This is a genomic window from Citrobacter amalonaticus (assembly GCF_018252635.1).
Classification (GTDB): domain Bacteria; phylum Pseudomonadota; class Gammaproteobacteria; order Enterobacterales; family Enterobacteriaceae; genus Citrobacter_A; species Citrobacter_A amalonaticus_E.
In genome coordinates this window covers 702,824-728,279 of sequence record NZ_JAGTXM010000002.1, presented here as the reverse complement: position 1 = coordinate 728,279, position 25,456 = coordinate 702,824, and the positions used below count along the sequence as shown (strand labels likewise).

At 53.5% G+C, this 25,456-nt stretch carries 23 protein-coding genes; 5 read left to right on the top strand and 18 right to left on the bottom strand.

The window, feature by feature from the left end; all coding sequences use genetic code 11:
- The first annotated feature begins 51 nt into the window (after nt 1-51).
- Both sucC and sucD read left to right on the top strand, forming a co-directional pair.
- The gene (gene sucC / locus KE671_RS07945; protein WP_206162469.1) at nt 52-1,218 is read left to right on the top strand and encodes an ADP-forming succinate--CoA ligase subunit beta; all 1,167 of its coding nucleotides are present in this window, start codon (nt 52-54) and stop codon (nt 1,216-1,218) included.
- Nucleotides 1,218-2,087, top strand: a complete 870-nt coding sequence (sucD, locus tag KE671_RS07940) for a succinate--CoA ligase subunit alpha (RefSeq protein WP_206162468.1) — start codon at nt 1,218-1,220, stop codon at nt 2,085-2,087. The genes sucC and sucD overlap by 1 nt, the downstream gene beginning before the upstream one ends.
- Nucleotides 2,088-2,273: 186 nt before the next feature.
- On the opposite strand, the gene KE671_RS07935 is transcribed toward sucD, so the two are convergent.
- From KE671_RS07935 to otnK, 8 genes are read right to left on the bottom strand one after another with little or no spacing between them, the layout of a single operon-like run.
- The gene (locus KE671_RS07935; protein WP_206162467.1) at nt 2,274-2,930 is read right to left on the bottom strand and encodes an aspartate/glutamate racemase family protein; all 657 of its coding nucleotides are present in this window, start codon (nt 2,928-2,930) and stop codon (nt 2,274-2,276) included.
- Nucleotides 2,927-3,346, bottom strand: a complete 420-nt coding sequence (locus KE671_RS07930; protein ID WP_206162466.1) for a GlcG/HbpS family heme-binding protein — start codon at nt 3,344-3,346, stop codon at nt 2,927-2,929. The genes KE671_RS07935 and KE671_RS07930 overlap by 4 nt, the downstream gene beginning before the upstream one ends.
- A gap of 6 nt (nt 3,347-3,352) precedes the next feature.
- The gene (locus tag KE671_RS07925; RefSeq protein ID WP_206162465.1) at nt 3,353-4,699 is read right to left on the bottom strand and encodes a bile acid:sodium symporter family protein; all 1,347 of its coding nucleotides are present in this window, start codon (nt 4,697-4,699) and stop codon (nt 3,353-3,355) included.
- 24 nt (nt 4,700-4,723) lie between these two features.
- Nucleotides 4,724-5,533, bottom strand: coding sequence for a 3-keto-5-aminohexanoate cleavage protein (locus KE671_RS07920; RefSeq protein ID WP_206162464.1), 810 nt, complete (start codon nt 5,531-5,533; stop codon nt 4,724-4,726).
- Between the two features lie 36 nt (nt 5,534-5,569).
- The gene (locus KE671_RS07915; protein ID WP_206162463.1) at nt 5,570-6,346 is read right to left on the bottom strand and encodes a hydroxypyruvate isomerase family protein; all 777 of its coding nucleotides are present in this window, start codon (nt 6,344-6,346) and stop codon (nt 5,570-5,572) included.
- On the bottom strand, nt 6,327-7,136 hold the full coding sequence (locus tag KE671_RS07910) for a DeoR/GlpR family DNA-binding transcription regulator (protein WP_206162462.1): 810 nt from the start codon (nt 7,134-7,136) through the stop codon (nt 6,327-6,329). The genes KE671_RS07915 and KE671_RS07910 overlap by 20 nt, the downstream gene beginning before the upstream one ends.
- Before the next feature lie 6 nt (nt 7,137-7,142).
- On the bottom strand, nt 7,143-7,787 hold the full coding sequence (locus tag KE671_RS07905; RefSeq protein ID WP_206162461.1) for an aldolase: 645 nt from the start codon (nt 7,785-7,787) through the stop codon (nt 7,143-7,145).
- Nucleotides 7,784-9,049, bottom strand: coding sequence for a 3-oxo-tetronate kinase (otnK, locus tag KE671_RS07900; protein ID WP_206162460.1), 1,266 nt, complete (start codon nt 9,047-9,049; stop codon nt 7,784-7,786). The genes KE671_RS07905 and otnK overlap by 4 nt, the downstream gene beginning before the upstream one ends.
- 372 nt (nt 9,050-9,421) lie before the next feature.
- On the opposite strand from otnK, the gene KE671_RS07895 reads away from it, so the two are divergent.
- Entirely contained in the window at nt 9,422-10,315 is an 894-nt protein-coding gene (locus KE671_RS07895) for a PocR ligand-binding domain-containing protein (protein ID WP_206162459.1), read from the top strand.
- On the opposite strand, the gene cobA is transcribed toward KE671_RS07895, so the two are convergent.
- A complete protein-coding gene (cobA, locus tag KE671_RS07890; protein ID WP_206162458.1) occupies nt 10,294-11,073 on the bottom strand; it encodes a uroporphyrinogen-III C-methyltransferase in 780 nt (259 codons plus the stop codon). The two genes, KE671_RS07895 and cobA, sit on opposite strands and share 22 nt — an antisense overlap.
- 405 nt (nt 11,074-11,478) lie before the next feature.
- Here cobA and KE671_RS07885 point away from each other — a divergent pair, with 405 nt between their 5' ends.
- Nucleotides 11,479-12,387 (top strand): LysR family transcriptional regulator, encoded by a 909-nt coding sequence (locus KE671_RS07885; RefSeq protein ID WP_061076878.1) that lies wholly within the window; start codon nt 11,479-11,481, stop codon nt 12,385-12,387.
- 61 nt (nt 12,388-12,448) lie between these two features.
- On the opposite strand, the gene cobO is transcribed toward KE671_RS07885, so the two are convergent.
- From cobO to glmS, 9 genes are all read right to left on the bottom strand, one after another.
- Nucleotides 12,449-13,051 carry a cob(I)yrinic acid a,c-diamide adenosyltransferase gene (gene cobO / locus KE671_RS07880; RefSeq protein WP_206162457.1) on the bottom strand — a complete coding sequence of 201 codons (603 nt, stop codon included), beginning with the start codon at nt 13,049-13,051 and terminating at the stop codon, nt 12,449-12,451.
- Nucleotides 13,052-13,060: 9 nt separating this feature from the next.
- On the bottom strand, nt 13,061-14,713 hold the full coding sequence (locus tag KE671_RS07875; RefSeq protein WP_206162456.1) for a class I fumarate hydratase: 1,653 nt from the start codon (nt 14,711-14,713) through the stop codon (nt 13,061-13,063).
- A 169-nt stretch (nt 14,714-14,882) separates the two neighbouring features.
- On the bottom strand, nt 14,883-16,190 hold the full coding sequence (locus KE671_RS07870; protein WP_206162455.1) for a dicarboxylate/amino acid:cation symporter: 1,308 nt from the start codon (nt 16,188-16,190) through the stop codon (nt 14,883-14,885).
- A gap of 170 nt (nt 16,191-16,360) precedes the next feature.
- Nucleotides 16,361-16,678, bottom strand: a complete 318-nt coding sequence (locus KE671_RS07865; RefSeq protein ID WP_042320615.1) for a DUF4387 domain-containing protein — start codon at nt 16,676-16,678, stop codon at nt 16,361-16,363.
- A complete protein-coding gene (locus KE671_RS07860; RefSeq protein ID WP_206162454.1) occupies nt 16,675-18,045 on the bottom strand; it encodes an acyclic terpene utilization AtuA family protein in 1,371 nt (456 codons plus the stop codon). The genes KE671_RS07865 and KE671_RS07860 overlap by 4 nt, the downstream gene beginning before the upstream one ends.
- Nucleotides 18,046-18,048: 3 nt before the next feature.
- Nucleotides 18,049-19,290, bottom strand: coding sequence for a methylaspartate ammonia-lyase (locus KE671_RS07855; RefSeq protein ID WP_206162453.1), 1,242 nt, complete (start codon nt 19,288-19,290; stop codon nt 18,049-18,051).
- Nucleotides 19,290-20,735, bottom strand: coding sequence for a methylaspartate mutase subunit E (locus tag KE671_RS07850; protein WP_206162452.1), 1,446 nt, complete (start codon nt 20,733-20,735; stop codon nt 19,290-19,292). The genes KE671_RS07855 and KE671_RS07850 overlap by 1 nt, the downstream gene beginning before the upstream one ends.
- Nucleotides 20,736-20,753: 18 nt before the next feature.
- On the bottom strand, nt 20,754-22,142 hold the full coding sequence (glmL, locus tag KE671_RS07845) for a methylaspartate mutase accessory protein GlmL (protein WP_206162451.1): 1,389 nt from the start codon (nt 22,140-22,142) through the stop codon (nt 20,754-20,756).
- Nucleotides 22,142-22,591: a methylaspartate mutase subunit S gene (gene glmS, locus KE671_RS07840; RefSeq protein WP_042320605.1), complete on the bottom strand. Its 450-nt coding sequence runs from the start codon at nt 22,589-22,591 to the stop codon at nt 22,142-22,144. Before glmS ends, glmL begins: the two co-directional genes overlap by 1 nt.
- 1,289 nt (nt 22,592-23,880) lie before the next feature.
- Here glmS and cydA point away from each other — a divergent pair.
- Entirely contained in the window at nt 23,881-25,449 is a 1,569-nt protein-coding gene (gene cydA, locus KE671_RS07835; RefSeq protein WP_206162781.1) for a cytochrome ubiquinol oxidase subunit I, read from the top strand.
- Nucleotides 25,450-25,456 lie beyond the last annotated feature (7 nt).

Below are 25,456 nucleotides of genomic sequence, written 5' to 3'. Positions count from 1 at the left end.
TATCAGGCCTACGGTTTAAGATAACGATTACCTGAAGGATGGACAGAACACATGAACTTACATGAATATCAGGCAAAACAACTTTTTGCCCGCTATGGCTTACCGGCGCCGGTGGGTTATGCCTGTACTACCCCGCGTGAAGCTGAAGAAGCGGCATCGAAAATCGGTGCAGGTCCGTGGGTAGTAAAATGTCAGGTTCACGCAGGTGGCCGCGGTAAAGCGGGCGGTGTGAAAGTGGTCAAAAGCAAAGAAGAGATTCGCGCTTTTGCTGAACACTGGCTGGGCAAACGTCTGGTGACCTATCAAACAGACGCCAGCGGTCAACCGGTAAACCAGATTCTGGTTGAAGCGGCGACCGATATTGATAAAGAACTGTACCTGGGCGCGGTCGTTGACCGTAGCTCCCGTCGCGTGGTCTTCATGGCCTCCACTGAAGGCGGCGTTGAAATTGAAAAAGTGGCGGAAGAAACCCCGCACCTGATCCACAAAGTGGCGCTTGATCCGCTGACCGGCCCCATGCCGTATCAGGGACGCGAACTGGCGTTCAAACTGGGTCTGGAAGGCAAACTGGTTCAGCAGTTCACTAAGATTTTCATGGGTCTGGCGACCATTTTCCTTGAGCGCGACCTGGCGCTGATCGAAATCAACCCGCTGGTCATCACCAAACAGGGCGACCTGATCTGCCTCGACGGCAAACTGGGCGCTGACGGCAACGCGCTGTTCCGCCAGCCGGATCTGCGTGAAATGCGCGATCAGTCTCAGGAAGACCCGCGTGAAGCGCAGGCAGCACAGTGGGAACTGAACTACGTCGCGCTGGATGGCAACATCGGCTGCATGGTTAACGGCGCAGGTCTGGCGATGGGCACCATGGACATCGTGAAACTGCACGGCGGCGAACCGGCTAACTTCCTTGACGTGGGCGGCGGCGCCACCAAAGAGCGCGTCACCGAAGCGTTCAAAATTATCCTCTCTGACGACAACGTTAAAGCGGTTCTGGTTAACATCTTCGGTGGTATCGTGCGTTGCGACCTGATCGCTGACGGCATCATCGGCGCGGTAGCGGAAGTGGGTGTTAACGTTCCGGTGGTGGTCCGTCTGGAAGGCAACAACGCCGAACTCGGCGCGAAGAAACTGGCTGACAGCGGCCTGAATATTATTGCAGCGAAAAGTCTGACGGATGCAGCTCAGCAGGTTGTTGCCGCAGTGGAGGGGAAATAATGTCAGTTTTAATTAATAAAGATACCAAGGTTATCTGCCAGGGCTTCACCGGTAGCCAGGGGACATTCCACTCCGAACAGGCAATTGCCTACGGTACGCAGATGGTTGGCGGCGTAACGCCAGGCAAAGGCGGCACCACGCACCTGGGCCTGCCGGTATTTAACACCGTGCGTGAAGCCGTAGAAGCGACGGGCGCCACCGCGTCTGTTATCTACGTGCCGGCACCGTTCTGCAAAGACTCCATTCTGGAAGCCATCGACGCAGGCATTAAGCTCATCATCACCATCACCGAAGGTATCCCGACGCTGGATATGCTGACCGTGAAGGTGAAACTCGATGAAGCTGGCGTGCGCATGATCGGGCCGAACTGCCCGGGTGTTATCACCCCAGGCGAATGCAAAATCGGTATCATGCCCGGTCACATTCATAAGCCGGGTAAAGTGGGTATTGTTTCTCGTTCCGGTACGCTGACCTATGAAGCGGTTAAGCAGACCACCGACTACGGTTTCGGCCAGTCCACCTGTGTGGGCATCGGCGGTGACCCGATCCCGGGTTCTAACTTCATCGATATTCTGAAACTGTTCGAGGAAGATCCGCAGACTGAAGCGATCGTGATGATCGGTGAGATCGGCGGTAGCGCGGAAGAAGAAGCGGCTGCCTACATTAAAGATCACGTCACCAAACCGGTTGTTGGCTACATTGCCGGTGTGACCGCGCCGAAAGGCAAACGTATGGGTCACGCTGGGGCCATTATCGCTGGTGGTAAAGGGACTGCGGATGAGAAATTCGCGGCTCTGGAAGCCGCTGGTGTGAAAACCGTTCGCAGCCTGGCCGATATCGGCGAAGCGCTGAAAGCCGTCATTAAGTAAAAGCAATAAAACAGCCCACCCCCTGCATTTACCCGTGATGCAGGGGAAAGGGTTGGTCCATTTTCGACATGGTTGGCCATCTGATGATGGCCTTTTTTTTGCCTGCAGGTTTACCGGATGGCGCTGTCGCTTATCCGGCCTACGGATGTAGGCCTGTTAAGATGCGCCAGCATCGTCATCAGGCGCTTACTCGCTTGCGGCTAGCGTTTTCAGCCAACGGATGCCGCTTTCCGGAGAGGTCATCACCGGGACGGGCGGAGACGGAAGCTGCTGCAGAACGCGTGCCATCGACGCCTGCGCCAGCATCACCACATCAGCCTGTTTATACGCGTTGTGCAATCCTTCACTGACGATGCGATCGTGGGTTTCCATGTCGCCCGCCAGCAGGGCATGGAAGGCCTCTTCCATCAATATTGGCGTCACGGTGCATTGCTTACCACTGGCCTGCACTTTGCGCTGGACATACTCCAGCGTTGGTTTCATGGTCGTGGCGACGGTGGCCAGTACGGCAATGTTCTCACCCAGGCTAATGGCTTTTTCCACCATTGCGCAGTCGATACGCGCAAGTTGCAGCGGCGTCATAAACTGGCACTGCTCAACCGCTGTGCCAATGGACGAACAGGCGGTAATGAAAATCTCACAATCCGCTTTTTCGGCTATGTGAACGTAGTCGGCAATGCGTGCCGCAATGTTCGGCGTCACGCCACCGGCCTTCATCACCTGCTTGATCATCGACTCTTCGACGAGGTGCATCACGTCCGCTTCTGGCATGATGTCGCCGATCAGTTGCTGCATCATGGCGAGCGTGGCGGAGCTGGTGTGAAGCATAGCGATCTTTTTCATTCTGCGATCTCCTTGAGCAAACATTCGGCAACGGCCATGGCCGCATCGTGATCTTCCTGCGCGGACAGTCCGCCCACCGCGACGGCCCCCAGACATTTACCGCTGTGAAGAATCGGTACGCCGCCGGGCAGCGCGGTAAAACGTGGGTCAGCAAAGTAGCTGATATCCAGCGCCTCGTTTTGCAGACGCTGTAAAAACGCCTGAGTGGTGCAGCCTAAACGGCTGCTGGTGCGCGCTTTACGCTGCGTCAGCTCAATGGTCAACAGTTTGGCATTGTCCATACGGGCAAAGCTCAGTAACTCGCCGTGGGCGTCGCACACGGCCACGCTGAGCGGACGTTGCGCATAACGGGTGTCGGCGAGATCGAGCGCGCAGTCTACGGCGCGTCGAGCCTGTTCCTGGGTTAGAGTCATCATTGTAAGTTATCCTTTTGACAGAGGTTCTGATACCGGCTGAGCAGGCGAACTCTCGCTCTGGGCCTGCGCCTGTCGGGCATCCTTTTTGCGCCAGTAGTTAGCCAGCAGCGAGCCGCTGACGTTGCCAAGCGGCGTCATGACCGCAGAGGCGAGACCAACGGTGGCCAGTTTGCCCATGGCGGCGGCAAGACCTGATGCCATCCCGCCGTTTTGCAGACCGACTTCGAAGGCCACCGTTCGCGCTGACTGGACATCCATACGGAAGATCCAGCGGCTCATCAGATAGCCAATCAGGAAGCCGCCGAGGTTGTGCATTAGCATGGCGAAGCAGAGCAGGAAGCCGACCTGAACCAGATTGTCGCGCCCGGCCGCTGCCGCCGTGGTGGTGAAGAAAATGATGCCCATCATCGAGATAGTCGGCATGATCTTCTTAACGCCGTCCACACGTCCATACAGCCAGTTATAGAACAGCGCCCAGATGATCCCACCCGCCACAAAGTTCAGCACCACCGCATACATTTGCGCGTCGGCGCTGGCGCTGCCAAACAGTGAGTCCCAGCCGCCGGCAATCATATACAGCAGCCAGATGGCGCTGATCCCGGCAAGAATTTGCACGGTTCGACGACCCTGCACACCGGCGTAGGTTTTCAGGTAGTCATGTAAAATCGCTGCGCCAATCGGGATCAGTACGATTTTCACGACGTCCATCACCATCGCCGTGAGCTGGATGTCGATCATCGAACCCGCCAGCAGATTCACCCACAGCGGGGTCATGACCGTCGCCGCCAGCGTTGAGACAGCGGCAATAGAGACCGCCAGCGCCAGGTTGGCGTTTGCGATATATACCATGACGGTGGAAGAGAGCCCGCTGGGGCAGGAGCCAATCAGCAGAATGCCTACCGCGACTTCCGGTGGGAAGTCGAAGATCAACGTAATGCTCAGGCCAAGCAGAGGCATGATGACGAAATGACAGAAGGTGCCGATAAACACCGCCCATGGCATTTTAGCGACGTCGATAAAGTCCTGGATCGTGAGTTTAGTGCCCATGCTGAACATGGTCGCCTGGATCACTAAAAAGACGATCCATTTATGGGTGATGTTGAATCCGCCCCAGACGATCAGATCGGTTGACCAGGTCATCGCCGCAACAAAGCCGGCGATGATCCACAGGGTAAACTGATAGCTGCGAAGATTTGTCCAGTAGCCCGCGCCTGCCGCGAAGCCTACCGTCAGCATCACCAGCCCCGGCTGCCAGAGGGCGGGAGACTGCATCAGCGCGCCAATAGCCGCCAGTGCGCCACCGGCGATACAGACGCCCAGTCCGGTTTTGTGAATAACGGTCGTGATAGTCATGATGAAATGTCCTTTCTCTCGTTACTACTGCCGTGGTGGAATAGCTAACATTTGCCGCGCAATATCCGGCGTGGCGACCTTTTTATCCATACTGCGAATAAGCGTGGCGAGTTTGGCAACCTGCTGATAATTATGTTGAGCTTTCTCTTCGGCGCTTAAATAATAACTGTCTTCAAAACCAATTCTGACTTCACTGGCACCCATGCCGACCGCTGCTGCAATAATATCGAAATTGTGGCGGCCAAAATGGGTAATTCCCCATAAAGCATCGCGTGGAATCATGCTACGCAAGGCAATTAACGCATCAACCGTCGCCGGCGAACTTCCACGGTGTCCAAGCACAATATTAAATAACATGGGTTTTCTGAACGGTATTTTTTCTTCCAGCGCCAGAATGTTATTAATCATCCCAATTTCAAAGACTTCAAATTCAGGAATAATGCCGCGTTGGGTTATTTGTTGTGAACAATATTCGACGTCCGGTCCGGGATTAAAGTAGACGGCGTCGCCGAGGTTAACGGAACCGACGTTCAGCGATGCCATTTCGACGCCGGGACAGTTCAGCGGCGCACAGCGCTCGGCAATCGACATGGCAGAGACGCCACCGGTGGAGGCCTGTATAATCAGGTCAGAATGGCGCATGACGTGGTCGATCGTCGCCTGAAAATCGGTGGTGTCTGACGTCAGGCGACCTTGCTTATCACGAACGTGTAAATGCACGATGGCCGCACCATGTTCGACACTGGCCAATATTTCTTGTGCCAGTTCTTCGGGTATAACTCTGGGGCAATCCGCGGCAACGGGTGCCAGCGAGATAATAACAGTATCCGACATGTGTTCCTCCGGTTTTCCGGTACAGAGATATTAAAATTATAAGTACGGTGTCATCCAGCGTAACGATTCGGGCCCTGGTGTTGACGGTTTATACTCACAACCGATCCAGCCCTGATAACCTGTCTGTTTAATAAAATCAAAGAGCCATGCTTCGTTTAATTCTCCTGTTCCCGGTTCATGGCGACCGGGCACAGAAGCAATCTGGAAGTGTTTAATAATTGGTAAATAATGGTCAATAAGATGCGCAACATTGCCGTGTATTTTTTGGCAATGGTAAATATCAAACTGTAAGCCGATATTTTTTCTGCCCACGTCGCGAATAAGTCTTTCAGCCAGTGGGAAGTTGTCGACGAAATAACCAGGCATATCTTCCTGATTTAGCGGTTCAATCAGCACGTCGATATCGGCCTCGACCATGACGTCGCAGGCGATACGCAGTCGCTCGGTTAAACGCTCATGCTGGGCGTTGGTGGAATGTCCGGCCACGCGCAGTCCGGCCATGACGTGCACCTTGCGACAGCCCAGTGCCGTGGCGTAATCGCGGGCAATCAGCAGACTGCGATGAAACGCCTCGTCACGATCCGGCAGGGAGGCCAGCCCGCGTTCGCCGGCCTGCCAGTTACCGGCTGGCGCATTCATCAACGCTACCGGCAGGCCGGTTTCCCGCTGTGCCGCCAGTAGCACATCCAGCGGATGCTGCCAGAGAAACAGCCCTTCAACACCGTGGAAACCCGCCGCCTTTGCGGCCTGAAAGCGCGCCGCAATGGGCCGTTCGCAAAACAGCCAGTCGAGATTAGCCGCTAACTTCAGCATGATGCGTTCCCTCCTGGCAATCAACCAGATGCAGTTTCACGCCCTGACTGGCAATGCTGTCCTGCGCCACGTCGGGCAACCGGTTATCCGAAATAATGTCGGTCAGTTGATTCAGAGAGCAGATATGAAACATCCCGTATTTGCCAAATTTACTGCTGTCGCAAACCAGCACCCGACGGCGGGAGACGGTAAGCACCGCCTCTTTCACCGAGGCTTTGCCCTCGCTGGGGGTCGACATACCGCGCTCGATATCCCACGAGGAGGAGCTGAGAAACGCCACGTCGATATTTATCGTGTGCAGAAAACTGGCGGCGCTTTTCCCGAGGCAGGAACGGTTACGCTGATCCACCAGTCCTCCGGTGTGGTACAGCGTGATGTGTGGCATGTCCATCAGATAGTGGCTGATGGAGAAATCGTTTGTCACCACCGTCAGGTTAAAGCAATGGCTGGCGGCGACGGCTTTCGCTACTTCAAATAACGACGTTCCCGCATCCAGATACAGTGTTTGCCCGGGCTCTATCAGCATGGCGGCAAGTTGCCCCATCCGCCGCTTCACCTCATGATGCAACTCGGCTTTTTCCCGCCACGGCAGCTCCGATTTCAGCAGATTGTTGAGTTTCACCCCGCCGTTGATCGAGATGACTTTTCCTTCTTCTTCCAGTAACTGAATATCGCGCCGCACGGTCATATGCGACACGCTCATCAGGTCCGCCAGTTCATTAAACGAGGCGACATTTTTTTCATGCACGTAGCGGTAGATAAAATCACGTCGTTGTTCGGGGATCATCATCTCACCTCATGTTCGCCGGGATTGTTCGAGTTCAGCCACCGCTTCCGCCGTTAGCGGCACGTAGCCGAGGGGCTTTAAGGTCAGCCAGATACGGGCGCTGTCTTCCAGCTCTTCGGCATTAAATACCGCCTCACGAAGTGAGCGACCACTGACAACTGGACCATGATTTGCCAGGAGTGCGGCGGTATGGTCAGCCGCAATCTCACTGAGTGCGCTGGCAATACCTTCATGGCCAGGTTTGAAATAGGGCAACAGTGGCAACTGCCCGACGCGCATCACGTAGTACGGCGTTAACGGCGGTAGACAGTTTTCCGGTGTGCTGCACGGCAGACAGGAAAGGGCAGTCAGCCACGGTGAATGCAGATGGACCACCGCGCCGCAAGTCGGACGATGACGGTACCAGGCCAGGTGCATGGGCACTTCTTTTGACGGTTTGTCACCGCTCAGGTGAACGCCGTTGGCATCCAGTTTACTGAGCGTAGCGGCGTCCAGTTCTCCCAGACAGGAGTTGGTCGGTGTGACCAGATAGCCGCCGTCCGACAGCCTTACGCTCAGGTTACCCGAACCACCGCTGCTGAAACCGCGCATAAACAGGGAGCGACCGTAATGCACCAGCTGTTCACGGAGTTGCTGTTCGTTAAGCTGACTCATGATGCATACTCCTGCGCGGTAAAAAAGAAGTCTTCATCACCGAAGTTGCCCGACTTCAGCGCCAGCGCGAGCGGCGGCTCGGCGGAAAACACCCATGGGACGCCGGGGGCGATCGCTTTTCCAACCGTCAGTCGCTTCACCTTTAACGCTTCCACCACGGTACCGGAGGTTTCGCCGCCCGCGACGATAAATCCGTTCACGCCCGCGGCCTGCAGTTTGGCCGTCAGCCTGGCAAAGGTATGTTCAATCGCCCGGCTGGCCTGCTGGTCGCCGTACTCCTGTTGAATACGTTTCAGCGCTTCTGGCGGCTGGGTGGCGTAAATCAACGGCGCGTACGGATCATCGACATGCGCCATTGCCCACAGCGACAGCTCATCGCTGTAACGCTCTGCGTCTGCCAGGCAGCGCGCCACGTCAAGCTGACGGGAGGTAGCCTGTGCTTTGTAGCGATTCACCTGGCGGTTGCTCATGGCGGAGCAACTTCCGGAAAAAACCACCGTTTTTGCCGGCAGCGGGAAAGGATGCGCCACTTCCCGCCCACGCTGTGGTGCGGCGCAAGCGGCCAGTGCGCCTCCCAGACCAGAACCGCCCGCCAGCAATGGCGCACGGCGTAAGGCCTGAGCGAGGGTTTGCAGATCGGCTTCGCTGAAGGTATCCACGATCACGTGACGTACACCTTCAGACTGGTAGCGGTCCAGCGCGTGAGTGACCGCTTCCACACCTTTTTGAATTGTGCTGAGGTCAATGCGCCCGACGGTGCGGGTCGTTTGCGCCGCGAGCAGACGAATCAGGTTCGCATCGGTCATCGGGTTGAGCGGATGTTTCTCCATGCCGGATTCGTTCAGCAATACGCCGTTCACAAACAGATGACCGTGGATCACCGTGCGTCCGTTTTGCGGCAGGGCAGGACAGTGAATGATGTACGGCGCGTGCATCGCATCCATCAGCGCATCGCTGACAGGACCGATATTGCCGTCCGGGGTGGAATCAAAAGTGGAACAATATTTAAAGTAAATCTGCTGTGCGCGAGCCGCGTTGCGCAGCCATTGCCAGCAGCGTAATGACTGATCGATGGCCTGGTCAGCCGGCAGAGAACGGCTTTTAAGCGAGATGACAATCGCATCGACCTCTTCATCCCACCGCTGTGCGGCGTCTGGCATTCCGGGCAACAGCGCGACCCGCCAGCCTTGTTCAGCCATAAAACTTGCGATATCCGTTGCGCCAGTAAAGTCGTCGGCGATAACACCTGTCGTGACGGGCATACATCCACTCCGTTCAGATTGTCTGGTAATTGCGTCCATTATTCAGGAGGGCGTTTCACATTCACATGATGATTCTCACAAATAAACACATTATAAAATTGAATTGTTTTCAAATAACTAATTGAAAATAATGATAAAAATGCCATTTCAAATTGAAATGATACTCACAGAGTGATGTGAAGATTCGTTAATCTTTGGGAAATGTTGTCACAACAGTGACGGGAAAGATGTAGAGGAGACAGGACGCCACTCTTGCAATTTGATCATAATCACCTGAATAAATGAGATTATTTTTTGCGGTCAGGGTCATTTTTTCACCTGGATAAATTAAGCATAGTAGCGACGTTATCCAGACCACTGACGGAGCGGAACGTGCCTCAGCATAATCAGGACGATGTCTTACACACTTTTTATTCACTGGCAGAGGTGTTTTCTAAGGCCACAGGACTTGCTGCCGTGGTTGTGGACATTCATGGTCGGGAAATTTCTGCCTGTCATAATTTTAATTCGTTCTGTTCATTACTGCGCGCGCATCCGCAATACCAAAAAAGTTGTCACAAATGTGACAAATATTGTGCCTTTGAAGGGTTAAAAGAAGAAAAAGTCAGAATACTCTGCTGTCATGCAGGGTTAAGCTTTTTCTCTATGCCGTTAATTAGTCAGGGGCACCTGCTGGGATTTATTATTTGTGGTCAGGTTCGTGCAAAGTATCCGGAATATAAAACCATTGTCATTGATGACGATCGACAGTGGGTTTTCGATCCCAAAATTAAATCAGCCTGGAATCAGGTTGCGATTGTTGAAAATAATCATCTGATGGCGGCGGCAAACCTGCTCAGGTTTATTATTAATAATCTTCACCCGGTCCAGCGTAAAACGTTAGACACTGCCGATGTGCAGTTGAGCGACCTGCGCCTGTCGGCAATGGAACTTTCGCGCCATGAAAAGAAACTGGTCGCCGCGCTGCGCTATATTGATGAGCACTTATATGAGGAACTGACGCTGGAGTCGGTGGCTGCGCATGTCTGTTTAAGCGCCAACTACTTTAGCCGCTTCTTTAAGAAACGGCAGGGCGTGAATTTTAAAACCTGGGTAAGTCAGAAAAAAATGCAGCGGGCGAGTGAGTTGCTGTGCGATCCGACGAACTCTATCGACAGCATCGCCCGGAAACTTCAGTATGCGCAGACCAGCTATTTTTGTCGGGTGTTCCGGGCGGCTCACCAGACGTCTCCGCAGTCATTCCGTCATGAACAGCTTTCGCTGTAAGCGCGTTCCATCACCTCTGGAATAAAAGAGAGACGGTCACTCAGACGCACAACGTCGCCGACCACAATCAGCGCAGGCGGGACAATATTCGCTTCCTGCGCTTTCGTGAGCAATGTGCCGAGCGTACAGGTTAAGCGCCGCTGATTATCCCGGGTGGCCGACATCACTATCGCGGCGGGTGTGTCCGGTGATTTGCCGCCCATTAGCAGTTCTTCGCAGATAAACGGCAGATTAGCGATCCCCATGACAATCACCAGCGTACCGTTGAGCTTTGCGAGCTGCCGCCAGTCCTGCTGTTGATTGCCTTCGCGGGTATGCCCCGTCACGACATGAAAGCCCGATGCCAGGTCACGGTGAGTTACTGGGATCCCGGCGCAAGCCAACCCGCCAATAGCGGAACTGATGCCCGGTACCACCTCGAAGGCAATGCCTTCCTCGACCAGGCACTCCACCTCTTCGGCACCGCGGCCAAACACGTAAGGATCGCCGCCTTTCAGGCGCACAATGTTCCGCTGCATCCGGGCATGTTGGATAAGCAGAGCATTGATCTCCTCCTGAGGAACGCAATGATAACCCGGACTTTTGCCAACGTTGATGCAGGTACAGCTTGCTGTGCACCACTCGAGTATTTTGGGGTTAACCAGCCGATCGTAAATAATGACATCAGCCTGTTGAATGCATTGCAGGGCTTTAAGGGTCAGTAAGCTGATATCACCTGGGCCTGCGCCAACCAGCCAGACTTTTCCGGAATCTTTCATATGTCGTCCTTAATTATTGTCGGGAAAAACGGTAAAAAGGGTAAAAGCAGATGGAAAAACGCCATCGTTTGCTTATCGTTTAATGAACTGAATTCTCCTGAAATAATAAGTAAATAATATTGATTAAACCCACAAAGTTTTTTCTCCGATAAACAAGTTGTCTTGAAAAATTATTAAGAACTTATTGACGCTATTTGTCGCAAAATAACCTTAATTAAATTGTGTTTATGGTCAGTCTTGCGTATTATTGGTTATTATTTGTTCGCCTTATGTGTGAATAAATCATGGAGTGGATCAATGACATCCAGGTAGGAAATAAAATATAACTCTCAGGCCAATCGGGAGTCGGTTGCATTTATTTTTTATAAATTAAACTATTTTTGTACGCGGCATATGGAAGACGTTATGAGAGGAAAGATACCAAAGACTGAATTACTGGTGACGTTTGAAGTAGTGGCACGTCATGAAAGTTATACGCGTGCGGCGGAGGAGTTAGCATTAACGCAAAGTGCCGTATTTCGCCAGGTGAATGCACTTGAGGATTTTCTGCATACTGCATTATTTAGTCATGCTAAAAAGCGGATTTTTCTAAACGCGGCCGGGAAGCATTATTTGAGCATTGTTAAGGAAACGCTAAATAAACTTGAGCGTGATACGAATACCATTATGACCTGGCAGCCTACGGTCGAAGTCATTGAACTGGCAGTCAATCCGACGTTCAGTACCCACTGGCTGATCCCCAATCTGCGTGAATTCAACAAACTTAACCCCGATATTATCGTTAATATTCATTCGCTGGCGAACATGGGTGATTTTCTCAACCGTGAATATGATGCGGCTATTATGCGTGAGGACTTCTGTTCGCCGTGGTCAGAAGTGGAGTATCTTTTCGAAGAGGAAATTCTGCCGGTCTGTAGCGGCAGTCTGCTGTCACAGCCTAACCAGAAACTGGCTGTTGAAGAGTTGCTTAATGAGTTTCCATTGCTGCATCAAAGTACGCGAATTAACGGGTGGCAGGAGTGGTTCGCCCTGTCGGATGTCAGTAGTCCTCTGGCCAACAAGGGGCCGCGATTTGATCTGCTGTCGATGCTGATCGCAGCAGTGCGATCAAATCTGGGGGTTGCGCTGCTCCCGCGCTTTGCGATCCAGCACGATCTGGACAACGGAGATATGGTGATCCCCTGCGATGTGCCTATGCGCACGGGTAATCGTTTCATTATGACCTGGCGGGAAGAAAAAGCGGAATCCCGTCATTTACAGGTATTCCGCGACTGGCTGTTGCAAAAATCAGTGGTATCTCACCTGGAACGCTGAGGGCGGGTGACAGGTTAATGGTAAGCCGGATAAGCGCATGCGCTATCCGGCAATGAGATCACTACCAGTCAATTCCGGCCTGAGCCTGAATTCCGCTGTCAAACGCATGCTTGATCGGGCGTAATTCGCTCACCGTATCGGCAAGCTCCAGTAACTGCGCGTGACACCCTCGTCCGGTCACAATCACACTCTGCTGTGCCGGGCGTTCCCGGATGGCGGCAATCACCTCTTCGGTATCAAGATAGTGATATGCCAGCATGTAAGTGAGTTCATCCAGCACGACCAGATCGTAATGCGCGTCGGCCAGCATGCGCTTGCTCTCTGCCCAGACGGCAAGCGCCGCCGCAATATCTGTCTCACGGTTTTGCGTTTCCCAGGTAAACCCGGTACCCATAATGTGAAACTCAACGCCCAGCGGATGCAGGGTATTGTATTCGCCATTATCCCACTGGCCTTTGATAAACTGCGCGACGCCAACGGTTTTACCATGACCTACTGCACGGGTAGCGGTGCCAAAGGCGGCCGTGGATTTCCCTTTTCCATTACCCGTGAAAACGATCACAATTCCTTTCTGTTCCGTGGCGGCGGCCACGCGGATATCTACCTGTTCTTTCAGCTTTTGCTGACGCTGGCGATGACGGTCGCCATTGGCTCGCGCTTGCATAAACGCTCCTTAATGTCCCGCCGGGCAGGATGCACAACGGTGCTGTTGTTCAAACTGGCTGAAGAAATTGTTCCCTTTATCGTCCACCAGCACGAAAGCCGGCAGGTTTTCAACGTCCATCATCCAGACCGCCTCCATTCCCAGTTCGGGATACTCGAGGCAGCGCAGGCTTTTCACATATTGTTGCGCCAGCAAGGCTGCGGCGCCGCCGATGCTGCCGAGGTTGAATCCGCCGTGTTTATGGCAGGCCTCGGTCACCTGTGAACTGCGGTTGCCTTTTGACAGCATAACCAGGCTACCGCCAGCGGCCTGGAAGGCATCGACATAACCGTCCATGCGCCCGCCGGTGGTTGGCCCGAGCGAACCACAGGCCATCTGATCCGGCGTTTTGGCCGGGCCTGCGTAGTAGACGATGTGATCTTTCATGTACCCTGGCAGCGCTTCGCCGTTGTCCAGACGCTCTTTAAGTTTGGCGTGAACGATGTCGCGGGCAACCACGATCGGGCCGTTAAGCGAAAGTCGCGTGCCGACGGGCAGGGCGGATAAATCATGCAGGATCTCGCGCAGCGGACGGTTCAGATCCAGGTTTACGCTCTGCGCGCTGTTCTCGATGCGGCTGGATTCCGGGATAAATTTGCCCGGGTTATGCTCGAGTTTTTCCAGCCAGATCCCGTGTTTGTTGATCTTCGCTTTGATATTGCGATCGGCAGAGCAGGAGAGCGCCATCGCGATCGGGCAGGAGCCGCCGTGGCGCGGCAGACGAATCACGCGAATATCATGGGCGAAATATTTGCCACCAAACTGCGCGCCAATGCCAAATTCACGGCTGGCATTAAGCAGCGTGGATTCCAGCGCCGTGTCACGAAACGCCTGACCCAGTTCGTTACCGCTGGTGGGCAGGTTGTCGTAATACTTGGTTGAGGCCAGTTTGGCGACTTTGAGCGCCTGATCTGCGGAGAGACCGCCGACGACAAAAGCGATGTGATATGGCGGGCAGGCTGCGGTGCCCAGCGATTTCATCTTCTCGATCAGGAAGGCGGTGAGCTTTTCCGGTTGCAGGATCGATTTGGTCTCCTGGAACAGCGCCGCTTTGTTAGCTGAACCGCCGCCCTTATTGACGAACAGAAAACGGTATTCGTTACCTGGCGTGGCGCTGATGTCGATCTGCGCCGGCAGGTTGGTGCCGGTATTGACCTCGGTATACATATCCAGCGGGGCGTTTTGCGAATAGCGCAGGTTATTTTCCTTAAAGGTGGTGTAAATCCCTTTGCTGAGCGCTTCGGCGTCATCGCCGCCGGTCCATATCTGTTGGCCTTTGCTGGCGACTACCGTCGCCGTACCCGTGTCCTGGCAGTTCGGCAGCACGCCTTTCGCCGACACTTCCGCATTACGTAGCAGCTGAAGCGCGACATACTTGTCATTACTGCTGGCCTGCGGATCGTGCAGGATGCTGGCGATCTGCTTTAAATGTCCGGAGCGCAGAAAGAACGATGCTTCATAGAATGCCTGTTGCGCCAGCAGCGTTAATGCTTCCGGTGCCACTTTGATGACCTCTTCGCCATCTAATTCTGTCACCGTAACATGCTGATTGCTCAGTAATTCGTATTCCGTACTCTCTTTGCTTTGTACAAAGAGTTCTTGCCAGACAAAGGGTTTAGACATGTTACTTCTCACGTAAAGGTTGATATCGCCGGAGGGCGGCGTTGCGCCGTATCCGACCTAAAAAATGGCTGATTCCAGGCCGGATGGGCATAAGCGCCATCCGGCCTACAGGTTAATGCTGGATGTGTAGGCCGGATAAGCCCTGGCGTCATCCGGCAACCTTATATCATCAGGACATCACCACTTCTGACTGCTCAGTTGCAGGACGCTCCTGTTCTGGCGTTTTGACCGGTGCCGTACCCCGGCAGCCGGAACCGAAGTGTTCACCTTCCCAGCGACCGACAATCGCGGCGCCCATCGCGTTACTCATCACGTTGGTCGCAGAACGGCCCATGTCGAGGAACGGATCGACGCCCATCAGCAGGATCAAACCAGCTTCCGGAATGTTGAACTGGTTGAGGGTAGCGGCAATGACCACCATCGAGGCACGCGGTACGCCCGCCATGCCTTTGGAGGTCAACATCAGGATCAGCAGCATGGTGATTTGCTCACCCATGCTCAGCTCAATGTTGCACGCCTGCGCGATAAAGACCGTGGCAAACGAGCAGTAGGCCATTGAACCCACGAGGTTGAAGGAGTAGCCGATAGGCAGCACGAAGCTGGCAATCTTGGATGAGACGCCAAATTTTTCCAGCTTATCCAGGGTTCCCGGGAACGCGGCTTCAGAACTGGAGGTGGTAAACGCCAGCAGCGCCGGTTCGAGGATCGCTTTCGTCAGGCGGCTGATGCAGGGACCGACAATCACCGTCGACAGGCCGATCAGAATCGCCCACAGCATGCCCAGTGTCAGGTAGAATTCGCCCATGAAGATCCCGGCGCTAACCATCACACCCAGTCCACGTTCGGCAATCAGCCCAGAAATAGCGGCGAATACGGTTAACGGGGCGAACAACATGACGTAGCCAGTCAGCTTCAGCATGACGTGAACCAGCGAATCGAGCACTTTCACGATCGGTTCTGCTTTTTCGCCAATGGCGGCCAGGCTGCACCCGAGGAAAATGGAGAACACCACGATTTGCAGGATTTCGTTACGCGCCATTGCATCGACGATGCTGGTCGGCACGGCGTGAGAGATAAACACTTTCAGCGTAAACGGCTCTGACTGTACGCCCGCCACTGCCGCCGCGTCATGGGCGACAAAGTTAATGCCCGCACCTGGCTGGAACAGATTGACGATGACCAGACCCAGCGCAATCGACAACAGTGAGGCACAGATAAACAGGAAAAAGGTTTTTGAGAATATACGTCCCAGTGTTTTGGCATCGCCCATTTTCGCGATCCCGACCACCAGGGTTGAAATAACCAACGGCGCGATAATCATTTTTACCATACGTAAAAAGATGGTGGTAAAAATAGAAATATCCTGCGCGTACGATTTTGCTGTATCTGCCGATGCCATATTATTAATGACCACCCCGGCAATCATGCCGAGGATCAGGCCTAATATGATCATTTTGGTTAGACTTATTTTCTTCATTATTACTCCATCGGATCAAGGCTGGTCTGTGAAGTGTTGTAGGGTAGCGTGCGCCTGAGCCTGGACAGCAGCTCAGGCGCACGCTGGTTGTGACCAACCGCATGAATTATCTGGAATACAGTGATACAGCGAAATCCTGTACGCCAATGGACGTTGTTGTATTTTATTTGCTACAGATCGAACTCAATACTTAATAACGGCGCATGCTGCTGCGCGCCATAAACATCATTGTCACCAACGTTGCCGGAAATAATATCGCGAGGCATCACGATTTTTACGGCATTCGCAGGGTCAAACCAGACGATGCGATGAATAAAATCAGGTTCAACGTTATATAAGCGGGCAATTAACTGCGGGGTTAATTGCTCAGAACGTTTTACCCGCTGATAGTCTTCGCGTGTTTTAAATAAAATATCTAACACCAGTTCATACGGTCCGGCGTTTTTGGAACGAATCACCTGCGCCAGGGTGCAAATAGCGTGTTTCATGCCTGAACTCCTTCCGGCGTCACCTGTTCGATATGGAAGTCAAAACGCAGGGCGTCGCTGGCTTCGATCAGGTGATAGATTGAGAACTCATACACCGGCCCGCTTTGAATGTCGGATGGCGAGAACGGGAAGGCGAGGTTGCCTGCCGTGGCGATCCGGTTTTCGTAGCCGTAATGCAGCAGAGTAGAACGTACCAGCGAACAGACGCTGTTGGCGATATCCTGCGTTGGCGCGACCACATCCAGCAAAATGCCCAGTTCATGCCCGGCGGTTTGCACCGGTTCATGATTACCCATCACGCCGTTTTTGCCGTACAGGTGGAACGTCATGCGGATGCTGTCATCATTCAGCGAGAGGTTACGTGCCACACTGGCCTTAACCTCTTCGAGAATGGTGTCGATGCTGGCAATCATGATCGGATCGCGGGTACCGGCGATGGTCAGGCAACGGAAGCCCACCTGACGCGCGCCCTCGAGTTTCAGTGCATAGGGCGTTTCTTCATGACGGGAACCGCTGACGTACACTTCGCCATCGTTTACCGCTTTGAAGCTGCACCCTTTCAGGTTCAGCACGCCGCCCGGACCTGGCAGGAAGTACGGATCGGACTTCTCATACAGGGTGTGTGCCGCCGCCGACGTTTCGGTGAACTTGCGTTTCGGGTTGAACGTCTTCAGCGTAAAGCCGTTGTCGTCGATAATCCCCATCGCGCAGTCGGAACCGGAACCTGGGGTGGCGGCAATGGCCGCACATTCCAGAATTTTGCCACAGTGCAGCGCCAGACCTTCATCAAAGCCCTGCATAATCGGTAGCGCCGCGAAGCAGGCCGGATCGTAAGCACGTCCGCCCAGCACCACCTGCGCACCCGCTTCCAGGGCACGCTGGAACGGTTCGATCCCCATCTGCGCCACGATATAGGTGCTCTCTTCGATCGCCTCGTGGGTCAGTGCCGGAACAAAGTCCAGCGCGGTGATTTTGCCGTTATCCAGCGCCTGATGAACTACCTCTTTATTCACATCCGATGGGATCAGCGCCATTGAGAAGGACAGTTTTTCTTCCTGTGCGATCTCAAGGATAATTTGCCGACACCACTCAAGGTGCGGTGCAGCACCAGATCCCCCGGCGGTGCCGATCACCACCGGAATGTTGTTCTTAACGCCCGCCGTGATCATATAGCGCAGATCGCGTTTCACTCCGGCCCTGTCGGTAAACGGTTTACCCGCCCCCAGGTAATGGGGGCCAGGATCGGAGGAGCCTGCGTCAACGGCGATCAGATCCGGTGACTCTTCCATGGCTTTACGAAAGCTCTCTTCCGGGAAGCCATAACCCAGGATAGCCGTCGGCGATAAGATCTTAAATGTGCGTGCCATCTCTTAATCCTTAGTCTGCAACAGCGCGATGGTGCGGTTCATTTCGTTGAATACGATATTGAGACCTTCATCGAAGCCCATGCCAGGCTTGATCAGCATACGCATCGGACGTGCGGCGAGAGCCACATGTACGCAGGTGCGGGCGCTGATTTCGGTTTCGTTACAGGTACCGCCCTGGTAAGCTTCCATCCCGTGTTTGTTGCAGTACAGCACCGCGTCAACGATGTTGTGAATGCCGCCGAGATCCGGGGTTTTGATCTGCACCATGTGGCAACTGCCGGCATCGGTGAAGTCCACGATGTCCTGATAGGTGTTACACCATTCGTCGGCGACAATTTTCACGCCGGAACCCAGACGGGTCAGCTCTTTGGTGATGGCCGTCAGCATGCGGATCTGATCCGGCTTGTTGCCTGCATCAACCGGGCCTTCAATGTACAGCGGCAGACCCTGGGCTTCTTTTTCGAGGCTGGCGATATACTCAGCGCAGCGCACCGGATCCATATCGAAAATCAGACCGATGGTGCCGTACACGTCGATATGCAGCGTCGGGTGGTAGCGCGGGCTGCTGCGCAGGCTGAGAATGCGGTCGGATAACCAGCGCACATACTCACGCAGTTTTTCGCCTTTGAAACCGAGCTTCTCTTCAACGTTGTTGATCAGCGCATGCGGCAGGACGTCAACACCTTTGAGGATCATCTTGTCGACGGCGATATAGCGGTCGTCGCCGCTCTGACCAAATAAAGGAATGGCTTCCGGTACGCATGGCAGTTGCCATTCGTCACACACCACTTCCGTTTTCAGGCGGCCCGAGGCCAGCGCGGTGGCGTCAAGCAGCGCCTGTGACAGACCGTAACGAACGGCGGTATGCAGCAAATTACCGTCGATGCGCAGTTTGTCGAAGAAACGGGCGTTCGGCAGGAACGCATCTACATCGCGACCTTCCAGCAACGGTTTAATGTGATCGTTGAGGAACGGAATGAAATGTTCCGCCAGGAACAGCGGATCGCGACCACCGGCACCGGAGTACTGCACCGCGGCGCAATCACCCACTGCGACGGCGCCGTTTTCCAGAATCAGCTGTACGGAAACGCACTCGCCAGCCTGGCGCACAGAGGTAAAGCCTGGGGTAACCGGCTCGCCGGTATAAATAAACCCGTCATGACCTGCGCCATTTTTGATCGCCTGCTGGTCATCAAAATAGAATGAGGAGTAGCCAGCGGTGAAAAGCGCCTGTTTAATTTTCATTATGGTCTTCCTATTAATTGACTGTGGGATACAGCGTTGATGTCATCAACAACCATCTGGAATGAGGGTTTACGTCCTTCATAATGGGCACGCTCGGCCACGTAATCGTGGTGCAGGGCGAGAATGTCTTGCGGCAGCGGAACTGAGCCTGCTTCCAGAATACGGATCGCGCCGGCGTTATCGCGAACCGGCAAGATTTTTCCTGCGTTACAGGAGGCCGGGGCGAAAGGTACGTCCAGCACGCCTGCTTCGAAGGCCAGCACGGTGCCGCGTGCGACATCGCCGTTGCCCAGTTCAAACACTTTCTTCAGGACCGCACGAACTTCGCTCTTAATCAGATCCACTTCCTGCTCTACCGCAGCACACGGCGGGAATTTCTGGTCGCTGACCATGTTGAGCATCTGACGTGACGCGCGCAGCCCCTGGGCGTTTGCCGCCGCCGTTGGAATACCAAAGGCTTCATGTGGGCTCTTGGTGATCACTTTGGTCGCACCAGACATGCCGGCGACCGCTGCGCCCCAGGAGATAATAGCGAACGCTTTGGATTCGTCTTCCGGGAAGCCGCCCATCCACTGGTGGAAGACGGTACTCAGCTCGTAATCATTGAAGCCGTAATTCTGGAAGTACTCGTGGGACAGTTCGCGCAGTGACTGGATCGCGGCAATATCCTGCGTCAGACTGCCCACCTGGCCGTAGCCTACGGTAATGGACTTCACGCCCTGTTCCAGGGCCAGCAGACCTTCAATAATCGCCACCGCGTGAGACATGAACGGCGGGATCAGCGTGCCGGTCAGCGGGCCGAACGGTTCGCGGTTAATGCGAATGCCGTGTTCTTCATACAGTCCCATCAGACGGTCGCAGTACTGCCAGTCGCGAATGGATTTTTCCAGCGTAACGCGTTTGGCGTAAGGAATGTTGTAGGAGATCCCGCCGCCTTCATAGCTGGTGAAGCCGCTGGCCATGGCGATCTCCGCCAGCAGACGCGCATCCGGCGTACCGTGACGGACCTGAATCGGTTTCTCCAGCGCTTCGGTCATCCGACGACACGCCGCCACGCCGTGGTTAACCACCGGCAGTCCGTTGAGCTTTGACGTCCCGGCCTCAATGGATTTCTGGATCCCAATGGCGGCTTCTTCATAACGATTCAGACGCGTATAGGCATCGATGGTGCTCGGCAGCAGGTCACACTCTGCCTGGAGGGTTTTCAGCAGCGCGATGTGCTCGTCCATCAGTGCTACACCCGCACGCGGCTGGCTCAGGGTTTTCCCTTCCTGATCCGCCTTCAACAAGGCATGAGAGAAACGTTTTTTCTCAGGAATGGTCTGCTGATACTTCACGCCATCTTCAAAATGTTCGACGTCTTTGCCGGTATGCCACGTTTGCAATACCTGATGCCGTTCGGTCATAAATTCGTCATGGGTTAATTTTTTATTTCGAAGTTCCATTCGTCGCTGCCTTAGGTTTTATAGGGTTAAACAGTGAATGCTGGTGCGCGCAGCGGCCTGGGGATCCAGTCTGGCAACGTTTGCCAGCAGCGGGAGCAGACCTTTTGCATCGCGGTAGTACTCAAACTGAGTGGGTAAAAGAATGCGTCTACCGTCGTCGTCCAGTTCGCGATATTTGAGCCAGTGATGGATATCAAACTGACTGGCGCGGGAGAGCCAGCCGCCCGAGCCGACCACTTTGCGCACGGTGGTCAGGTCGCGTCCCATCTGTAAATCGACGTTGCCAACGCAGGTACAGACCTGCTTTTTGGTGCCTGCGTGACGCTCTGCGGCGTAACCGACGCACAGCCCGGCTAACAGAGAATCAAAGTATTTTTCGTCCTCGCTCTGCGGCAGATAATCAGGATGCGCCACCAGATGCCGCAGGTATCCATAGAAGGCCTCCTGGCGCGCCGGCTGCTGAGCGAATACCACCTTCACCAGTTCCTGGGTGCTTTCGCCTACTACTACGGCGGAGACGCGCATGCCGAGATCGCCCTCCACGGTGCGCTTAACAAAGGGCTCCGGGACACCGTGCAGCACGGTATCGGGCGAGAGGGTATTGGCGCTGGCGGAATAGACGTCGGTGGTTGCGCCGCCCATGTCGATGAGCATGAACTCTTTCCATGCGCTATCGACTTCACTGATGGCTTTGACCAGTTCGTATACCGTCCAGGGCGTTGGCATGGGTTCTTCGCCGGTTTCACCGACAATCACATCCAGGCCTTTGCCTTTCACAATGCGGGACAGGAAAACATCACAAATCGCCTTACGTGCGGCGAAGGGATTCGGGTGATCGAGATCGGGCAGAATGTTGTCTACCGTAGTCAGATCTTTGTGTCCCAGAATCGCCTGGATATCGTCCTGAATGTCGCGATTTCCGGCGTAGATAATGGCGCAGTCGAGGCTGGACTCCGCCAGCGCATGCGCATTGGCCAGACCGTAGCTCTCTTCGCCGCCGTCGGTGCCGCCGGTGAACAGCAGAATATCCGGTGGTGAGGCTTCCAGCGCCTGAATATCATGGCGATTTAGCTTGTACGAATAGTACTGGGCGATTTTTGCCCCCGCAGAATGCGCCGTGACTTTTGCCGATTCCAGGGTGATCGACGGCACCAGTCCCATTGCGGCGACAGCAAGACCGCCTTTCGCCGACGAGGAGTACTTCAGGGTCACTTCACCGCTGTTGAGCAGCGGGCGCGCATCGGCAACGTTCAACACCTGGTTCAGGCTGGCGAAAAAACCGTCCGCCAGATGATGGGTCGTCGTCGGAGTCAGAACGTGGTTAACCAGTGTTAACGCATCCCCCTCCTTTGCGAAGAGGGCAGCTTTGGTCCACGTCGAGCCGATATCGACAGAGACGGTTTGCATCAGATGGCCTCTTCCAGACAACGCTGTTCAACGCCGTGGCGCTTGTTGATATCCGCTGCCATCAACTGGCATACATCTTCAAGATCGTGGCTTGGGGCGAAGACGCGCTGGAAGCCCATTTCTTTGAATTTGGCTTCGACATCTGCGAAGTCATGCTTGCCGACCACCAGGTTGCCGCCGACGTAAAGCAGGATATCGCCTATACCGCGTTCGATGCAGCGCTCGCGCAGACCCAGGCAATCAATGTCGCCGTGGCCATAAATGGAAGAGACGACAATCGCATCGGCGCCGGTTTCGATTGCGGCATCAATATATTCATCCTGGCTTACCATTACGCCCAGATTGATTACGCGAAAATCATGGGCAGTAAAAACGCGGTCCAGAACTTTATTGCCAACGGCATGGCAATCAGCACCAATGACGCCAATAACGAGTGTTGATTTTTTCATGGGTAATCCTCTCCAGGACTCAGGGTAAGAAATAAAATGTTTTGAAATGTTTTAATAGAGACGGAGTGTCGTGGGGAGGCGTGATGGATGCAATTGATCTATTTTCAAAATATCTTTCGAAAAACGACTGTTCTATGAAATTAAAATAAAACCCCTTTACTTTCATGTGGTTGTGGTTGTAATTTCAACGCATTAATATTTTAATAAAAAGGTATCTATTAAACGGAGTTTCATGTTTGTGATCTGAATCCTGTTTATTTGTCTGTTAGCGAAAGGCATCTTTAAATAACTTCAGAAGAAGAAGTGTGAGATAGGTAACGGAATTAACGGAACCCTTAATATAGACATAAAAATAACTGTTAATGAAAAGATAATAATTTGTTCCGAGTGCGTTTGTATTATTCATTTAAGCTGTACACCATTCCAGGCAACACCGTGTCACATTCTGGTCATTTCTTGTCGTTTCACGTAAGTCAGTTCCGCAAACGTATCATGTCGGACTGTTGGACTGACGGGGTGCTGAACCTGGCTAAATGAGAGTTCATGCCCGGGGAGGAGAACGATTCTTCGTCAACATGCTGGACGGGCAGAAGCATGCCTGGCGGAATAATCAGCAAACAGATCGGTGCTGCTCACAGCATTATTTTATTGTTAACGGAATAATAACAATGTGGTGTTAATTCATTTTTCTGTAAAAGTAAAATAATTGTGAATAACAACGTGCAAATTCTTCGTCTCTGGAAAATAACTGAAAATTGACTACGCTAAATTGAGCGTGTCAGGGCCACGGAAAATGCCGTTACCGCGTTAATTAAAACACTGTTTTTTTATATATACATTTTCACATGTTAACCATCCCCTTCCGCAAAGACACATGTCGGCAACATGTTTTTCACTACGATCACTCAATTTAAACACGATTAACAAAAAGCACTGTTTTTGATTTAAATCAATGTTTAAACGTTGGAAAAAGGTGGAGAAACACGTTAAATTGTCGCCGATCAAATTGGTGGAAAAGTGATAAATTCGCTATAAATTGATCACTGTCGAAAAATGCAAATCTTCCTCAATAAAAACCTGTTTATTGTAAGGATTTTGCGGCGTAATATAATTGCGGGATCAATTTGAGTTTTTTATTAACATGTTTGTAACCTTTCACCCTTTCTGTTTCCTTCTCCAGGAAAACGATAACGGCGAAAGCGCGCAAATAAATTTGTATTGGGGCATGCGTGTGACCCTTTCTAACGGGGTTACTCTCGGAGTCTTCATGCGATGAGCAAGGAGTCATGATGTTAGATATAGTCGAACTGTCGCGCTTACAGTTTGCCTTGACCGCGATGTACCACTTCCTGTTTGTGCCACTGACGCTCGGTATGGCGTTCCTGCTGGCCATTATGGAAACGGTCTACGTCCTTTCCGGCAAACAGATTTATAAAGATATGACTAAGTTCTGGGGCAAGTTGTTTGGTATCAACTTCGCTCTGGGTGTGGCAACAGGGTTGACCATGGAGTTCCAGTTCGGGACCAACTGGTCATACTATTCTCACTACGTTGGGGATATCTTCGGTGCGCCGCTGGCGATCGAAGGTCTGATGGCCTTCTTCCTCGAATCCACCTTTGTAGGTCTGTTCTTCTTCGGCTGGGATCGTCTGAGCAAAGTTCAGCACATGGCGGTAACCTGGCTGGTTGCTTTAGGTTCTAACCTGTCAGCTCTATGGATCCTGGTCGCAAACGGCTGGATGCAGAACCCTATCGCATCGGATTTCAACTTCGAAACCATGCGTATGGAGATGGTGAGCTTCTCTGAACTGGTCCTTAACCCGGTAGCCCAGGTGAAATTTGTTCACACCGTGGCGTCTGGCTACGTGACTGGTGCGATGTTCATCCTCGGTATCAGTGCTTACTACCTGCTTAAAGGGCGCGACGTCGCTTTCGCAAAACGTTCTTTCGCAATCGCTGCAAGCTTTGGTATGGCTGCCGTGCTGTCTGTTATCGTTCTGGGTGATGAATCCGGTTACGAAATGGGCGACGTGCAGAAAACCAAACTCGCGGCCATTGAAGCAGAGTGGGAGACTCAGCCTGCTCCGGCTGCTTTTACCCTGTTTGGGATTCCTGACCAGGATACGCAGGAAAACAAACTGGCAATTCAGATCCCTTATGCACTGGGCATCATTGCCACGCGTTCTGTCGATACGCCGGTTATTGGTCTGAAAGACCTGATGGTACAGCATGAAGAGCGCATCCGTAACGGGATGAAAGCGTATGAACTGCTGGAGCAACTGCGTGCCGGTTCGACCGACCAGGCTGTTCGCGATCGGTTCAACAGCATGAAGAAAGACCTCGGTTATGGTCTGCTGCTGAAACGCTATACTCCGAACGTCTCTGATGCAACGGAAGCACAGATTCAACAGGCGACGAAAGATTCTATTCCACGCGTTGCGCCGCTCTATTTCGCCTTCCGTATCATGGTGGCATGTGGCTTCCTGCTGCTGGCGATCATTGCGCTTTCCTTCTGGAGCGTGATTCGTAACCGCATCGGCGAGAAAAAATGGCTGCTGCGCGCCGCGCTGTACGGTATTCCACTGCCGTGGATTGCAGTAGAAGCCGGTTGGTTTGTCGCCGAATATGGCCGTCAGCCGTGGGCAATTGGTGAGGTACTCCCAACCGCAGTGGCGAACTCGTCGCTGACCGTCGGCGACCTGCTGTTCTCCATGATCCTGATTTGTGGCCTCTATACCCTGTTCCTGGTGGCTGAACTGTTCCTGATGTTCAAGTTCGCACGCCTTGGCCCAAGCAGCCTGAAAACCGGTCGCTATCACTTTGAGCAGTCCACTGCGACTACTCAGCCGGCACGCTAAGACAGGA

Excerpts from the sequence above, each read along its gene's own strand:
- sucC (WP_206162469.1), top strand. The coding sequence starts at position 52 with ATGAACTTACATGAATATCAGGCAAAACAACTTTTTGCCCGCTATGGC.
- sucD (WP_206162468.1), top strand. The coding sequence starts at position 1,218 with ATGTCAGTTTTAATTAATAAAGATACCAAGGTTATCTGCCAGGGCTTC.
- KE671_RS07935 (WP_206162467.1), bottom strand. The coding sequence starts at position 2,930 with ATGAAAAAGATCGCTATGCTTCACACCAGCTCCGCCACGCTCGCCATG.
- KE671_RS07930 (WP_206162466.1), bottom strand. The coding sequence starts at position 3,346 with ATGATGACTCTAACCCAGGAACAGGCTCGACGCGCCGTAGACTGCGCG.
- KE671_RS07925 (WP_206162465.1), bottom strand. The coding sequence starts at position 4,699 with ATGACTATCACGACCGTTATTCACAAAACCGGACTGGGCGTCTGTATC.
- KE671_RS07920 (WP_206162464.1), bottom strand. The coding sequence starts at position 5,533 with ATGTCGGATACTGTTATTATCTCGCTGGCACCCGTTGCCGCGGATTGC.
- KE671_RS07915 (WP_206162463.1), bottom strand. The coding sequence starts at position 6,346 with ATGCTGAAGTTAGCGGCTAATCTCGACTGGCTGTTTTGCGAACGGCCC.
- KE671_RS07910 (WP_206162462.1), bottom strand. The coding sequence starts at position 7,136 with ATGATGATCCCCGAACAACGACGTGATTTTATCTACCGCTACGTGCAT.
- KE671_RS07905 (WP_206162461.1), bottom strand. The coding sequence starts at position 7,787 with ATGAGTCAGCTTAACGAACAGCAACTCCGTGAACAGCTGGTGCATTAC.
- otnK (WP_206162460.1), bottom strand. The coding sequence starts at position 9,049 with ATGCCCGTCACGACAGGTGTTATCGCCGACGACTTTACTGGCGCAACG.
- cobA (WP_206162458.1), bottom strand. The coding sequence starts at position 11,073 with ATGAAAGATTCCGGAAAAGTCTGGCTGGTTGGCGCAGGCCCAGGTGAT.
- KE671_RS07885 (WP_061076878.1), top strand. The coding sequence starts at position 11,479 with ATGAGAGGAAAGATACCAAAGACTGAATTACTGGTGACGTTTGAAGTA.
- cobO (WP_206162457.1), bottom strand. The coding sequence starts at position 13,051 with ATGCAAGCGCGAGCCAATGGCGACCGTCATCGCCAGCGTCAGCAAAAG.
- KE671_RS07875 (WP_206162456.1), bottom strand. The coding sequence starts at position 14,713 with ATGTCTAAACCCTTTGTCTGGCAAGAACTCTTTGTACAAAGCAAAGAG.
- KE671_RS07870 (WP_206162455.1), bottom strand. The coding sequence starts at position 16,190 with ATGAAGAAAATAAGTCTAACCAAAATGATCATATTAGGCCTGATCCTC.
- KE671_RS07865 (WP_042320615.1), bottom strand. The coding sequence starts at position 16,678 with ATGAAACACGCTATTTGCACCCTGGCGCAGGTGATTCGTTCCAAAAAC.
- KE671_RS07860 (WP_206162454.1), bottom strand. The coding sequence starts at position 18,045 with ATGGCACGCACATTTAAGATCTTATCGCCGACGGCTATCCTGGGTTAT.
- KE671_RS07855 (WP_206162453.1), bottom strand. The coding sequence starts at position 19,290 with ATGAAAATTAAACAGGCGCTTTTCACCGCTGGCTACTCCTCATTCTAT.
- KE671_RS07850 (WP_206162452.1), bottom strand. The coding sequence starts at position 20,735 with ATGGAACTTCGAAATAAAAAATTAACCCATGACGAATTTATGACCGAA.
- glmL (WP_206162451.1), bottom strand. The coding sequence starts at position 22,142 with ATGCAAACCGTCTCTGTCGATATCGGCTCGACGTGGACCAAAGCTGCC.
- glmS (WP_042320605.1), bottom strand. The coding sequence starts at position 22,591 with ATGAAAAAATCAACACTCGTTATTGGCGTCATTGGTGCTGATTGCCAT.
- cydA (WP_206162781.1), top strand. The coding sequence starts at position 23,881 with ATGTTAGATATAGTCGAACTGTCGCGCTTACAGTTTGCCTTGACCGCG.